At 66.8% G+C, this 14,235-nt stretch carries 11 protein-coding genes; 8 read left to right on the top strand and 3 right to left on the bottom strand.

The annotated features are described in order from the left end of the window. Positions 1–45: 45 nt before the first annotated feature. The 7 genes from NX862_RS08770 (at position 46) to NX862_RS08740 (ending at position 7,304) form a co-directional block, all read left to right on the top strand. Positions 46–816 (top strand): NAD-dependent epimerase/dehydratase family protein, encoded by a 771-nt coding sequence (locus tag NX862_RS08770; protein WP_264493528.1) that lies wholly within the window; start codon positions 46–48, stop codon positions 814–816. Positions 817–824: 8 nt separating this feature from the next. After that, positions 825–1,418 carry a sugar transferase gene (locus NX862_RS08765; RefSeq protein WP_413694547.1) on the top strand — a complete coding sequence of 198 codons (594 nt, stop codon included), beginning with the start codon at positions 825–827 and terminating at the stop codon, positions 1,416–1,418. Between the two features lie 190 nt (positions 1,419–1,608). Beyond that, a complete protein-coding gene (locus tag NX862_RS08760) occupies positions 1,609–3,483 on the top strand; it encodes a polysaccharide biosynthesis protein (protein WP_264493526.1) in 1,875 nt (624 codons plus the stop codon). Between the two features lie 63 nt (positions 3,484–3,546). Next, positions 3,547–5,658 (top strand): YjbH domain-containing protein, encoded by a 2,112-nt coding sequence (locus NX862_RS08755; protein WP_264493525.1) that lies wholly within the window; start codon positions 3,547–3,549, stop codon positions 5,656–5,658. Continuing rightward, positions 5,655–6,248, top strand: a complete 594-nt coding sequence (locus tag NX862_RS08750; protein ID WP_264493524.1) for a YjbF family lipoprotein — start codon at positions 5,655–5,657, stop codon at positions 6,246–6,248. The genes NX862_RS08755 and NX862_RS08750 overlap by 4 nt, the downstream gene beginning before the upstream one ends. A gap of 16 nt (positions 6,249–6,264) precedes the next feature. Next, positions 6,265–6,471: a hypothetical protein gene (locus tag NX862_RS08745; protein ID WP_264493523.1), complete on the top strand. Its 207-nt coding sequence runs from the start codon at positions 6,265–6,267 to the stop codon at positions 6,469–6,471. A gap of 35 nt (positions 6,472–6,506) precedes the next feature. Further along, positions 6,507–7,304 carry a YihY/virulence factor BrkB family protein gene (locus tag NX862_RS08740; RefSeq protein ID WP_264493522.1) on the top strand — a complete coding sequence of 266 codons (798 nt, stop codon included), beginning with the start codon at positions 6,507–6,509 and terminating at the stop codon, positions 7,302–7,304. Here the strand turns inward: NX862_RS08740 and NX862_RS08735 are convergent. From NX862_RS08735 to ubiG, 3 genes are read right to left on the bottom strand one after another with little or no spacing between them, the layout of a single operon-like run. Then, a complete protein-coding gene (locus NX862_RS08735; protein WP_264493521.1) occupies positions 7,298–10,675 on the bottom strand; it encodes a translocation/assembly module TamB domain-containing protein in 3,378 nt (1,125 codons plus the stop codon). The genes NX862_RS08740 and NX862_RS08735 overlap by 7 nt on opposite strands. Beyond that, positions 10,675–12,417, bottom strand: a complete 1,743-nt coding sequence (locus NX862_RS08730) for an autotransporter assembly complex protein TamA (RefSeq protein ID WP_264493520.1) — start codon at positions 12,415–12,417, stop codon at positions 10,675–10,677. The genes NX862_RS08735 and NX862_RS08730 overlap by 1 nt, the downstream gene beginning before the upstream one ends. 60 nt (positions 12,418–12,477) lie before the next feature. Next, the gene (ubiG, locus tag NX862_RS08725; RefSeq protein ID WP_264493519.1) at positions 12,478–13,221 is read right to left on the bottom strand and encodes a bifunctional 2-polyprenyl-6-hydroxyphenol methylase/3-demethylubiquinol 3-O-methyltransferase UbiG; all 744 of its coding nucleotides are present in this window, start codon (positions 13,219–13,221) and stop codon (positions 12,478–12,480) included. A gap of 46 nt (positions 13,222–13,267) precedes the next feature. On the opposite strand from ubiG, the gene pip reads away from it, so the two are divergent. Continuing rightward, positions 13,268–14,233 (top strand): prolyl aminopeptidase, encoded by a 966-nt coding sequence (gene pip, locus NX862_RS08720; protein ID WP_264493518.1) that lies wholly within the window; start codon positions 13,268–13,270, stop codon positions 14,231–14,233. The last annotated feature ends 2 nt before the right edge of the window (positions 14,234–14,235 follow it).

Raw genomic sequence — 14,235 nt, 5'->3', positions numbered from 1 at the left:
CAATCGGAATACGGCTCTGCGCGGCAGGGCCTTGGGGATAGGTCTGTGGATAAGTCACTTCTTCGCGAAAATGGCCTTGTTGTGACCGGGGCACAGGGCCGCATCGGCCAGCTTTTGCGCCACCTTTGGGCGGGGCGCGGGGTGGTTTGGTCGGGGCGAAGGCGCGATCTTGTCTGGGATATGGGGGCGGGGGCAGCGCCGGATTTGCCCCCGGGCACCCGGGTCTTGCATCTGGCCGGGACGACGGGGGGCGACCTGTCGCAGAACGCAAGGGCGGCGCGGGCCTTGGCCGGGGTGTTGCGTCCGGGGCATCGGGTGGTCGTGATCTCGTCCATCGCGGTCTATGGGCCGGGGGCGGGTCCTTTCACCGAAGCGACGCCGCCCGCTCCCGCCAGCGACTATGCAAGCGCGAAACTGCAGGTCGAGGCGATCTTGGCCCCGCATCGGCCTATGGTCCTGCGGCTGGGCAATCTGTTCGGCGCCGATGCCCTGACGCGGCAGGCGTTGGCCGGGCCGGTCACGCTGGACCAAGCCGGGCCGCGGGGTCCGATGCGGTCCTGGATCGGGCCGCTGACCTTTGCCGATGCGCTGTGGCGGCTGGTGCAGGACCCCGCGCCCGGCCTGTGGAACCTGGCGCAGGCCCCCGCGCTTGGGATGGCCGATATCCTGACCGCGATGGGCGCCGATTGGACCCTGGGCCCCCGCGCCGCCCCGGTGCCCCATGCGGAAATGGAGGTCTCACGCCTGGGCCTGCCCCCGGCCTCGGCTGCGGGTCTGGTGGCGGAACTGGCCAGCCTGAAGGGCATCTGGCCATGAGGCGCCTGATGGATATTGTCCTTGCCCTTCTGTTGATGGCGCTGCTGGCCCTGCCCTTTGCGGCGCTTTGCCTGTGGCTGCTGTGGCATGAGGGCCTGCCGCTGTTCTATGTGGCCGAGCGGATGCGCGCGCCCACTCGCGCCTTTCGCCTGTGGAAGCTGCGGACCATGGCGGTGGCCGCGCCGGAACAGGGCGTTTCGGGCGGGAACAAGGTGGCGCGCATCACGCGGACCGGCGCGTTCCTGCGCCGCAAACGTCTGGACGAGATCCCGCAGCTGTGGAACATCCTGAAGGGCGACATCAGCTTTGTCGGCCCGCGCCCGCCCCTGCGCGTTTATGTCGAACGCTTTCCGCAGATCTATGCGCAGGTCCTGCGCGACAAGCCGGGGGTGACGGGCCTGGCCACCCTGACCTTTCACCGCCACGAAGAGCGGCTTTTGGCCGCCTGCCAGACCGCCGCCGAAACCGACGCGGTTTATTGCCGCCGCTGCATCCCGCGCAAGGCCCGCATCGACCTGGCCTATCAACGGCGCCGGACGCTGTGTTCCGACCTGGGCCTGATGTTTCGCACGGTTTTTCATGCCGCGAATTTACGGCGCTGAAAGCTTTGTGCCCGAAGATCGCTGCAAGGCTTGATCCCATGACGCTTGGGGCCTAGCCTTGACCGGTCGATGTCAGCTATGACGCGACCGGACCTTGCGACACTTCAGCAGGCGGTCCGGCAGAATGCGAAAGGCCAGTGTAACCCCCATGTCGCCCTTGCGGTCCGCTCTATTCGGGTTGGTCGAACGCATGAGCCGCGTGGAAAAGCGGCTGGTCTTCCTTGGGCTTGATGTCGCCATCGCCCTTGTGGCGTTTTTCCTGACCTTGATGCTGGAGAATTCCAGTCTTTGGCCCGGGGCAGAGGTGGCACGGATTTCCGTCGTCATCGCCCTGTTGGCGCCGGTTTCGGCGGCGTTTTCGGTGGGGTTGGGCATCCCGAATATCCGGCTGAAGGCCTATGAATCGCTGTCCTATCGCCAGACGGCGACCTTTGCCGCGCTGTTGGTCGTGGCCTTGTGGGCGATGTTCCAACTGGTGGGCTATCGCTTTTCGCTGATCGGATTTGCGCTGTTCGGGCTGACGTTCTTTATCGCCTCGGTCGGGGTGCGGCTGGCGATGCTGAACATCTATCTGATGGTGCTGCGCTGGGGGCAAAGGCGGTGGCGCGTGGCGATCTATGGCGCGGGCACGACCGGCGTGCAGCTGGCCGCCGCGCTGAAAAGCCATGAATCCATCGTGGTCGTGGCCTTTCTGGACGACGATCCCGGCCAGCAGACCATGACGATTTCGGGGCTGCGGGTCCATGCGCCGGACAAGATCGAAAAGCTGGTCCGCGACAAGGAAATCGACCGCGTCCTTCTGGCCATGCCCTCTGCCTCGGCCCCGCGGCAGATGCAGATTGCCCATCGGCTCAAGGGTTTGGGGCTGGATGTGCTGGCGCTGCCGTCCTTCGCGCAGCTGGTTGGCACCGAGGCGCTGGTGGACAATCTGGCTCCCGTGGTCCCCGATGCCTTCCTGGGCCGCCAGTCGGTCGAGGATGAGATTCAGGCCGAGGCGCAGATCTATTCCGGCAAGGTGGTGATGGTGACGGGGGCCGGAGGCTCCATCGGCTCCGAGATGTGCCGCCAGCTTGTGCAGGCCCGCCCGCGCAAGTTGGTGCTGTATGAGGTCAGCGAAAAGGCGCTTTACGACATCGACCGCGAGTTGCGCGAAAGGCCAGAGTTCGGCGCGCTGGATCTGGTGCCGCTGCTGGGCTCTGTCACCGATTCGCGCGCGACGCGGTCGGCGATGACCGACCACGGGATCGAGGTGGTGATCCATGCCGCCGCCTATAAACATGTGCCCCTGGTCGAGTGTAACCCTCTGGCGGGCATGACGAACAACGTGCTGGGCACCCGCATCCTGGCCGATGCCGCCGAAGAGGCCGGGGTGGAACGCTTTATCCTGATTTCGACCGACAAGGCGGTCCGGCCGACCAATGTCATGGGCGCGTCCAAGCGGATGGCGGAAATGGTCGTGCAAGACCTGGCCAAGCGTGCGCGCAAGACCCATTTCGCCATCGTGCGCTTTGGCAATGTGCTGGGGTCCTCTGGCTCTGTCGTGCCCCTGTTCAAGGAACAGATCGCCAAGGGCGGGCCGATCACCCTGACCCACGAGGACGTGACGCGCTATTTCATGACCGTGTCAGAGGCGGTGCAACTGGTGCTTTTGGCGGGCTCTTTCCCGCTGGGCGGCGCCGAAGCCGATGTCTTTGTGCTGGATATGGGCAAACCGATGCGCATCCGCGACCTGGCCGAACAGATGATCCTGGCCGCAGGCTACCGCGTCCGCGACGAGGCGACGCCGGATGGCGACATCGAGATTCGCATGATCGGCCTGCGCCCCGGCGAAAAGCTGCATGAGGAATTGTTGATCGGCGCGGGCCTGCTGACCACGCCCCATGCGAAAATCCTGCGCGCCCGCGAACGCAGCCTGTCCGAGCTGGACATGGCCAAGGCGCTGCAAGGCCTGCGTCAGGCGACGGCGACGGGTGATGCCCATGCCGCCCGCAAGGTCGCCGAAACCTGTGTCGAAGGGTTTGGCACGCTGCCCGTCGTGCTGGCGGATCAAGCGCCCAAGCCCTGAGCCGCGCTTTCAACTTTCGCCGTGTCGGGCTAAGGTGGGCTGTCGGTCAGGAAAGGGTGTCTCGTGTCGCATGTGCCAAGTTTGGTTGCCCGAGTTCTGGCGGGAACGGCGCTGACCCTTTGGGGCTCTGCCGCGGTGGCGCAGATGCTGCCCTCGTCGAACCTGAACGGCAATCCCGGCCTGCTGGACATGCCCTCGGGTGAGGCGCGCGGCGATGGGCTTTTCACGCTGCAGGCCTCACGCATGGGGCCGGTGCTGCGCTATTCGGCCTCGGTCCAGTTCACGCCCCGGCTCAGCGGGACCTTCCGCTATGTCGGCATCGACAATTGGAACGCCAACACGACGGATCGCAAAGGGATCAACCAGTTCTCCACCTATTACGACCGGAATTTTGACATCGCGTATCAGATCCTGACCGAAGGCCGCTATCGCCCGGCGCTGACCATCGGGATGATCGACTTCGCGGGCACAGGGATCAACTCGGCCGAATACCTGGCCGCGACCAAGACCTTCGCCGGCCGCGTCAAGTTGACCGCTGGCCTGGGCTTTGGGCGTTTGGGCAGTTACAACCCCTTGGGCGCGCCCTTTGGCGACCGGCCCGCGGTCGAGGTGGGCAAGGGCGGCAGGCCCAACACCGACCAATGGTTCCGTGGCGATGCGGCTTTCTTTGGCGGCGTCGAATATGCGATCAACGACAAATGGACGGCCAAGGTCGAGTATTCTTCGGATGCCTATGCCGAAGAGGCGGGCAAGCGCGGCACCTTTGACCGGGTTAGCCCCTGGAACTTCGGCATCGAATATCACCCCAACGACGCCTACAGCTTTGGCGCCTCTTACATGTATGGCGACCAAGTCGCGCTGAACTTGGCCATCACGCTGAACCCCGGGCAGCGGCCGGGCGGCGGCGTCACCGGTCCCGCGCCCCTGCCGATCCGCGCCCGCCCTGCCGCCAGCGCCGTTGCCGACGATGCCAGCTATATCACCCCGCTGCAAAGCCTGCTGGACCGTGACCTTGGCCTGACCGTCGAGGCGCTGGAGATCACCGGCGACCGCGTTCAGGTTCGCTTCCGCTCTGCCAGTTATGACGCGCCCGCGCAGGCCATGGGCCGCGTGGCCAGGGCGCTGACCCATGTCATGCCCGCCGGGATCGAGGTTTTCGAACTGGTGCCGATGGAAAGCGGCATGGCGGCGACCAAGGTCGTCTTTTACCGCAGCAACCTGGAAAAGCTGGATGGCACGCTGGGCGCGGGCGATGCGCTGTTGGTGCGCAGCCACCTGCAAGAGGCCGGCGCCCCGCCCGCGGGTCTGACCGCCAATCCCGCGGCCTATCCGGCCTTCCGCTGGTCGATCTTGCCCGCGGTTGCCACCCGCACCTTTGACCCGCGCGACCCGACCGAGATTTTCCTTGGCCTGCGCGCCGCCGCCCGCTATGAACCCGCCCCCGGCTATGTCTTTGCCGGCTCGGTCTTTCAATCGCTGACCAGCGGCACCCGCGGCCCCGAGGTTCAGGCCCCCTCGCGCCTGCCCAATGTCCGCAGCTCTGAGGCCGATTACAAACTTGCCGACGGTCCCGCGATCGAGACCCTGACCGCCGCCCGCTATGCCCGGCTGGGCCCCGATCTTTATGGCCGCGTGACGGCGGGCTATCTGGAGCGGATGTTCGGCGGCATTTCGGCCGAGATGCTGTGGCGGCCCGAGGGCAAGATGTGGTCCCTGGGCGTCGAGGCGAATTACGTGGCGCAGCGTGACAGCGCGGGTCTGGGCTTTGCCGACCGGGATTACCGCGTCGCCACCGGCCATGTCTCGGGCTATGCCGACCTGGGCCGCGGCTATAACCTGCAGGTCGATCTGGGGCGCTATCTGGCGGGGGACGAGGGCGCGACCTTTACCCTGACCCGTGATTTCGCCAATGGCTGGCGGTTGGGCGGCTTTATGACGCTGACCAATGCGTCGGCCGACGACTTCGGCGAGGGCAGCTTTGACAAGGGCGTTTTCCTGCAGATTCCAACGACTTGGTTCACAGCCAAGCCCAGCCGGGGCGCCCGCTATGTGGTGCTGAGGCCGATTCAGGGCGACGGCGGCGCGCGGTTGCAGGTCGATGGCCGCCTGTATGAGACGTTGCGCGACTATGACGCCGCGCGGATCACGGCGGATTGGGGGCGGGTGTGGAAATGAGGCGCTGTCTGATCGTGCTGCTGGCCTTGGCGGGCTGCGGCAATGCGCCCGACCGCGGCGATTTCATGACCTCGGCCCGGGCGCTGGGCGCCTTGCCCGCTGCGCTGTTCGGTCAGCCCCAGTTGGGCCCCGAGGTCGCTGGCCCCTCGCTGGAGGTGACGGTGCCGGGCCTGGGTTTTGCCGGCCGGATGCAGCCCTGGACCGCGGCCAAGACCGGTCAGGCCTGGCTGGCCCCGACCGGGCAAAGCGTGACGCTGCAGGACGGGATCTTGCGCCAGACCGGCGGGTTTGGTCCCGATCTCATGGCCTCGGATGTGCCGGGGATCGCGCAGGTCCGCGCCGGGACCGGCAGTTTCCACCGCATCCACGAATATCTTGACGGTGCGGACCGTGCGATCCAGGTGGATTTCGACTGCGACTTTTCGGCCGCGACAGAGGGCGATTTGCGGGTCGTGACAGAGACGTGCCGGGATGGCGATGTGCAGTTCCAGAACCTCTATCGCTTTGGTCCGGGCGGGGCCTTGCAGGAGTCGGTCCAGCTTTTGGCACCGGGACTAAGCCCGATGACCCTGCGGCCAGTTGCGCCATGACACGCGGAGTTTGACGATGAAAACCCTTGTTTCCCTGATCTTTTGCCTGCTGTCGGCCAGCTTGGTCCAGGCGCAGACCCTGCCGCAACCGGCCCCCAAACCCGTGCTGTCCAGTCCGCGACCGGCGGGGCAAAAGGCCCTGGCCGCGGTGCCGCTGGTGCTTTTGTTGATCTTGGGCGGCAGCCGGGGTTCGGCCTCGGGCTCGTCCAGTTCGTCGAATTGAGCGGCCGGCTGACAGCCTGGGTCCCGCCGCGCGTCATGGCTGCGACGCTGAACCTGTATCGGCGGGTCGAACAGGCCGAGCTGAGCCTGATTTCCGCCGGCGTGGCATTTTTCGGCTTTCTGGCGCTGTTCCCGGCAACGGCGGTCATCATCGCGCTTTGGGGCGCGGTGCAGGACCCGGCGATCATCGACAAGCAGGTGGACATGTTGCGTCCCGTGCTTCCGCCCGACGCGCTAAGCCTGATCCACACGCAGGTTGCGGCGCTTTTGGCGGTCAGTGGCGCGCCGCTGGGTTGGGCCACGGTGCTGTCGACGCTGTTTGCGCTGTGGTCGGCGCGGGCGGGGGTTGATGCGCTGATCCGCGGGTTGAACGCGGTTCACCGCCTGCCCAACCGGGCCACCGGGCATCACCATTTGCAGGCCATGGCGCTGACCTTGGCGCTGATCGGGCTGGCGCTGGCGGCGATGCTGGCGACGGTTGTGGCGCCCCTGGTCATCGCGGTTCTGCCCTTGCCGGGGGATGACGCGGTCCTGTTGCACCGCGCGAACCTGGCCTTGGGCGTGGTGCTGGTCCTGATTTCGATCGCCTTGGCCTATCGCTTTGGGCCGAACCACCGGGGCAAGCCGCGTTGGTTCACGCTGGGGCTGTGGGTTGCGGTCGGGCTTTGGGCCTTGGCCGCGCGGGGCTTCATGCTGTATTTGGCCAATTTTCCCAGCTATAACAAGGTTTACGGCACCATTGGCGCCGTTGTCATCCTGCTGATGTGGCTTTACGCCAGCGCCTTTTCGGTGCTGCTGGGCGCCGCCGTCGATGCCGAGAGGCGGCGTCAGTAGTCCTTTTTCAAAAAGATCCCGGCGCCTGAATTGCCCTCGGTATCGACCTTGGCCTTCAGGGTGATGTGACGGGCGACATCCAGGTTGATGCTGACCTCGCTTTTGCCCGCGCTGTCGACGGTGACTTCGGAATAAAGCTTCTCGCTCAGGTATTTGCCTGCCGTCAGGCTGGCCGCACCGGTGTCGCTGGTTTGCACATCCAGGTTGTCCAGCCCGGTTTTCGACCGGATCTTGCCCATGATCCCCTCACCGCCGCGCCCCGCCAAAGTCGCCACCGCCGAGGCCAGTTGCGCGGCCTGAAAGGCGGAGACGGTCTCAAGTGTGCGGCCAAACAGCAGCTGCGCCAGGACCTCTTCTTGCGGCAGCGACGGAGAGGACGAAAAGCTGACCTCGGGCGCGGTTGCGGGCCCGTCCACCGTCACCGTGGCCGTGATATCGGCAGCCTGAACCGAGGCTACGACATGGACCATCGGCACCAGGGCGCCCTGCAGGTCAAGGTTCGCCTCTGACAGGGTCAGACGGCGGCCCAGAATATCCATCCGCCCGCGCAACAGCGAAAAGCCACCCTGCGGCAGGATCGCGTTGGTCGTCCCGCGCAGGGTCAGCCCGCCGCCCAGCTCGGCATCCAGACCCCGGCCGCGCAAAAAGACCTGGTTCGGCGCGGTGATCCGCAGGTCCAGCCGATAGCCCGGCCCGGCGGTTTTCGTCCCCGTCGCATCGACTTCGGCCCGCGCCCGCGTCGCCCTGACGGCGGCGCTGTCGCCTCGGTGGGTCAGCCCCTGTAGTGCGACACCGCCCGCCAAGGTCGAGGGAATCCGCAGCTCTGTCCGCCCAAGGCCAAGCGTCCCCGAGACCGTGGCGCCCCCCAAAGCCGGCCCCCGAAACGCCATCGTCCCGCTGACCGCGGTTTCATACAACTGCGGATCGCGAAGCGTCACCGCGTTCAAAGTCACAGCAATATCAGCGGTATAGGGCGCGCCAAGGCCGATCTGACCCGCCACATCCACCGACCCCCCGGTCGACACCTGCGCCCCGCCCGTCACCCGTGCCCGCCCCGAGGCCAGTTGCACCCCGGCCACCATATCGGTCAGGCCAAAGGGCAAGGCGGGGTCCGAAAAGCGCCCTCCGGTCAGCTGGATCGACCCGGTCAGGCCCGACAGCGCCAGGTCCCCCAAGGCCAGGTCAAAGCGCAGCCCGCCCGAGGCCGAGCGCGGCCGCAAGAATGGATTGGCCAGCGCCGCCGCTCCCGTGCCCTTGATCGTCAGGGCCTTGCCCAGGCGCCCCGCGACCTGCGCCGCAATCTGCCCCGGACCCTTGACGGCAAGGTCCAGAACCGCGCCCTCTTGCCAGCCCGCCGTGCCCGAAAGCGTCACCGGCCCGGGGAATTCCGGCACGAAAAGCCCCAGATTGGCCAGCCGCGCCTGAACCGTCAGCGCCTCTTGCTTGCCCTTGGCCGTGGCCGTCAGTTGATCGGTCCGAACCGTGAAATCCCGCAATTCCAGCGTCTGAAGGTCGGCCTGCAGCGTCACGGTCGAGACCCCGACCAGCAGCCGGTCGACCTGCGCCTGACCGATGCCAAGCCCATTGCCCTGTGCGCGCAGGGTCAGGGTCTGCCCCACCAGCGTCCCATCGGCCGTCACCGCGCCGCGCCGCCCGATCACCGCCAGATCGGCCACCGCGACCTGCCCCGTCAGGTCATTGCCCGCGCTGGACAGCTTGCCCGACAGCGCGGCGGTCACGCCCCCTGCCTCGGCCGTCACGGCGCGCAGCGTCACGCCGGTCTGGTCGCGCAGGGCCGAAACCGTGATCCGGCTGGACCCGGCCAGCACCGCATCGGCCTCGGACTGCCCCACCGCCAAAGCCTGACCCAGCAGGCTGCCGGTCAGGTCAAAGGCCCCGGTCAGCGCATTGGCACTGCCCGACAGGTCAAAGCGCACCCCGCCCGAAACACCGGGCTGATACAGGGAAAGCCGTGTCAGATCATCGACATGGCCAGAGGCTTGGCCCGAAAACCCGCCATCCATCCCGATCCGTCCCAGCGTCGTCAGGGCAAGGCCGGGCGCCGTCAGGCTTAGGTTTTCAACCCGAAGCCCGGCCGCGTCGCTGTGAAACCGGGCCGCGCCCGTGACCTTGGTCCCCAGGGCGCGCGCCAAGGCCTGGTCCTGGGGCGCAAGGCCCAGGGCCGTGACCCGCGCGGTGCCGTCAAAGACCCCCTCGGCCAGGTCGCCATTGGCCCGCAAGGCGATTTGCCCGGCCGCAAGGGTCGGCGTGGTCAGGCCGTTCAGGACGGACTCAAGGCTCCACCCCGGCCCGGCGGTGATATCGTGATACAGCCGCAGCGTGCCGCTTTGCACCGTCACCGGGGTGGTCAGCGGCAGCGTCACCGCCGCACCCAGACCCAGCCGCCCGGTGACATCCAGAAGCGTCGGCCGCCCCCCGGGGGCAAAGCGCGCCCGCCCCTCCAGCGTCAGGGCGGCGGCTTGCACGGCCAGACTGTCCAGCACCAGCCCCTCCGGCCCATTGGACCCCTTGACCTGCAAGGCCACATTCGGGCCGAAAAACGCGGCGTATTCCGGCAGGAAAACCGGCGTCGGATCACCCGCCAGCAGGGCGGAAAACGCGCCGTCTTTCAGCGTGACAAGCCCCCCCAGCCGCGTCGCGCCATCGGTGGTCAGGTTCACTTGCGCCGTGAAGTCTGACAGCGGCCCGGTCCCCGCGATCCGCAGCCCGGTGGCCGGCGCGCCCGGCACGCCCAGCTTGCTGGCGGCGATCCCCCCCGGCCCCTCGGCCGCATCCAGGTCCAGCGACAGGACGCCGCCGGCATTGCCATAGCTGGCCGTCAGCCGCACATGGCCTTCGGCATCCTGCCGCGTCAGGTCAAGCTGGCCCTGACCCGAGCCGCCCTCCAGGCCAAGCGAGGCCGAAAGGCTGGCGGTGATCTCTTGCCCCAGCACCCCCGGCCCCAGCCGGATCAGCGGCGCCGAGACCCCGGCAATCGCCACCGAAACCGGCAGGTCCGGCAGGGCAAAGCTGCCCGCCTCGGCCTGAGGCGGGCTGTCGGGCAGGCGGGCCAGGTCGATCGACTGCGCGGTCAGGGCATTGACCTCGACCCGACCCGACAGCAGGGCCGCGCGGCTCCAGTCCAGCGTGACGCCTTCCAGCGTCAGCCAGACACCCTGGTCATCGGCGATGGTCAGGCGTTGCAGGCTGGCTTGGGACGACAAAGCCCCCTGAAACCCGTCGATCTGCACCTGCCGCCCGGCGCCGGACAGGTTGTCTTGCAAGAAGTTGACGATCCAGCCCTTGTCCTCGGCCGCATCGGCGAGGGCCATTCCGGGCATCAGACACAAAGTCATGGCGATTTTACGCATCAAAATGCCTGCCCCAGACCGACGTAGATTTGCAGACCATCGCCCGTGTCGCCCGCCACTGGCACCGCCAGGTCCAGCCGCACGGGGCCCAGCCCGGTTTCATAGCGCAGACCCAGGCCCGCCCCGGCGTGAAAGTCGCCCTCTCCGGCGATGGCGACACCGCCCGCGTCAAAGAACCCCACGATGCCAATGGCTTGCGTGACCTTCACCCGCGCCTCAAGCGAGGTGGCGATGAACTGCGTCCCGCCAATGCCGACGGATGCCCCGCGTTCGATCACCGCCGCACCCAGCGATTGATAGGGCTGACCCCGCACCGTGCCACCGCCGCCGGAGTAAAACAAATCCTCCCGCGGGGTGCGCAGGACCCGCGCGCCCAAGACCGCGCCGCCCTGCAGCCGCAAGGCCAGCACGGACCCGCCGACCTTGCGATAGGCCCGCGCATCAAAGGCCAGCCGCGCGCCGGTATCGGTGCTGTCAAAGCCCACAAAGGGCTTTAGCGTGCCGTTCAGATAGAACAACCGCGTCGGATTGGTCGTGCTGTCGCGGCGGTCCCAGGTCAGGGACAGCGGCAGGGACAGACTGCTTTGGGTGAAGTCGCCGGTCGCGTCCTCGCCCGTGCCATAGCTGGCCGCAAGCGCCGCCGTGCCGGTCAGCGAAGGCGTGAAATACCGCGTGAAGCCTGCGGAAACCGTCAGCGTATTGGCGCGGTAATCCGCGTCATCGACATGGGCAAAGCCCGCCTTCAGGGCCAGCGCCGTATCGGGGCCAAGAGAGGCCGGGCGGTCCAGGCTGACGCCCAGGTCATAGTCGATGCCGCTGGCCCCGGCCTGAATGTTCGAGGCGCTTCCGGTGAATTCCAGCCGCTCTGCCCCGCCAAAGATGTTGCGATGCAGCCAGGCGGCGTTCAGGGACGCCCCGTCGTCGGTAGCATATTCCGCGCCAAAGGTGTAACGGCGCCGCTTGGCCTCGGTCACTTCGGCGGCAAAGTTCAGGACATCGGGCGGGGTAATGCCCTCGGCCTCGGACAGGGTGACGGATGAAAACACCCCGCTGCGGCGCAGGCGTTCGGCGACGCGTTTCGCCTCGGAGGCCGAAAATCGCTGACCGGTCGGCAGGCCCGCCATGGCGCGGATGCGGTCGGGGGAAATGCGGTCCATGCCGGTGACGGTCAGGCTGCCAAAGCGCAGGACCGGGCCGGGGGCAAGGGTGATATCGGCAGAGAGGGTCTGACTGGGGTGATCGGCGGTCAGGCTTTGCGTGCCGACTTTGGCCTTGGCATGGCCGCGCTCTCGCCAGCCGTCGATGCCAGCCGTCACAGCCGCCTGGACCTGGCCGGCAAAGGCGGGCGCGCCGGTGGCAAAGCCCTCGGGCAGTTCGGTTTGCGGCGTCAGGGGCGCCACAGCGACCGCGCCAAAGTGAAACAGCGGCCCCGGATCGACCGTCACGACAATAGCGCCCACGGCATCGGGCGCATCCAGCGGCGCAATCGAGGCCGCCTCGCGCCCGTCGATCTTGACCGAAATCACCGGGCCGTAATGGCCCAGGTCATACAGCGCGCCCATCAGCCGGCCATATTCGGCCTGGGCATCGGTATAAAGGTCCAGCGCGGTCTTGCCGTCCATCGACAGACCCGAGGCCGCGCGGACCGCCTTTTGCGTGGCCGTGTCGCCCGAGACATTCAGCGTGATATCCGCCGCAGCAGGCCCAGCGAGGCCCGTCACCAAAGCCAGAACATACCGCATCGCGCACCTCTTACCCTTGGTTTCACCATCGCAAACGGGGCGGCAAAGGGCAACCGCGCCTTAGGACATGGGCTCTTTCCGGCTGGTTGTCACGTAATTCACCGACAGATCCCGATCCGAGATCCGCCAAGACCAAGTCACCGGGTTGAACACCATGCCCTTGCGGTCCAAAGGCGTCAGGCCGGCGCGCTGGATCAGGGAGTAAAGCTCGTCCGGGGTGATGAATTTCTGCCAATCATGCGTGCCCTTGGGCAGCCAGCGCATGACCCATTCCGCCCCCACAATCGCCATCATGAAGCTTTGCGGGTTCCGGTTCAGGGTCGAGCAGATCATGATCCCTCCCGGGTTCAACAGGTCGTGACAGGCGGTCAAATAGCCCTGTGGATCGGCGACATGTTCGACGACCTCCATGTTCAGGACCACGTCGAACTGTTCACCCGCAGCCGCCATGTCCTCGGCGGTGGTCACGCGGTAGTCGATGGTCAGCCCCATCTGTTCGGCATGGACCTGCGCCACCGGGATGTTGCGCGCCGCCGCATCGGCGCCCACGACCGTGGCCCCCAGCCGCGCCATGGGTTCCGACAAAAGCCCGCCACCGCAGCCGATGTCCAGCAGGCGCAGGCCTTGGAACGGAAGCGCGCCCTTCAGGTCGCGGCCAAACTCGGCGGCGATTTGCGCGGTGATATAGTCCAGCCGGCAGGGGTTCATCAGATGCAGCGGCTTGAACTTGCCCTTGGGGTCCCACCATTCCGCTGCCATGGCCTCGAACTTGGCGACTTCGGCGGGGTCGATGGTGGTTTGCATGGGATTCTCCGTTTCATCGCGGGCGATGCTGGCTATATAAGGCGGAATGGATCAGAGATCAGGCCCCAAACGTGCGACCGACTTCCTTTACCCGCCGGTCGAGCCCTTCGACCAGCGGATGATCGACGTCGGAGGCGGCCACCGCATCTATGTCGAACAATGCGGTCGGCCCGATGGGATTCCGGTTCTGGTCCTGCATGGCGGGCCGGGGGGTGGCTGTTCCCCCGCGATGCGGCGCTATTTCGACCCTGCGGTGTTTCGGGTGGTGCTGTTTGACCAGCGCGGCTGCGGGCGGTCGCGCCCCCATGCCAGCGTCGAGGCGAATACGACCTGGGACCTGGTCGCGGATATCGAGGTCATTCGCGCCGAGTTGGGGGTGGAGAAGTTCATCCTGTTTGGCGGCTCCTGGGGCGCGGCCTTGGCCTTGATCTATGCGATCACCCATCCGGGCGCCGTGGCCCATATGGTGCTGCGCGGGATATTCCTGATGACCAAGGCAGAGCTTGATTGGTTCTATGCCGGCGGTGCGGGGGCGTTTTTCCCCGACCTGTGGGCGCGGTTCGTGGCGCCGATCCCTCAGGACGAACGCGGCGACCTGATCGCCGCCTATCACCGGCGGCTGTTTTCCGGCGACCTGTCCGAGGAGATCCGCCACGGTCGCATCTGGTCGAACTGGGAGAACGCCTTGGCCTCGGTCGGCTCCGATGCCTATTGGGGCGAGGGTCCGGCCGATTACGCCCGCGCCTTTGCCCGGCTGGAGAATCATTACTTCCAGAACAAGGGCTTCCTGGAGACCGATGGCTGGATCATGGCCAACCGTCACCGGATCGAACATATCGGAGCGACTTTGGTGCAAGGCCGGCTGGACATGATCTGCCCGCCGATTGGCGCCTGGACGCTGGCTCAGGGGTGGGACGCCTGCACCTTGCGGCTGATCGCCTTGTCAGGGCACGCCCTGTCAGAACCCGCCATCACCGAGGCCCTGGTTCAGGCGATGAACGCGCTGCGCTAGGC

It is taken from the genome of Stagnihabitans lacustris (assembly GCF_025950525.1).
Taxonomy (GTDB): Bacteria; Pseudomonadota; Alphaproteobacteria; order Rhodobacterales; family Rhodobacteraceae; genus Stagnihabitans.
The sequence above is the reverse complement of the archived record's forward strand: the minus strand, read 5'-3'. Positions and strand labels throughout refer to the sequence as shown.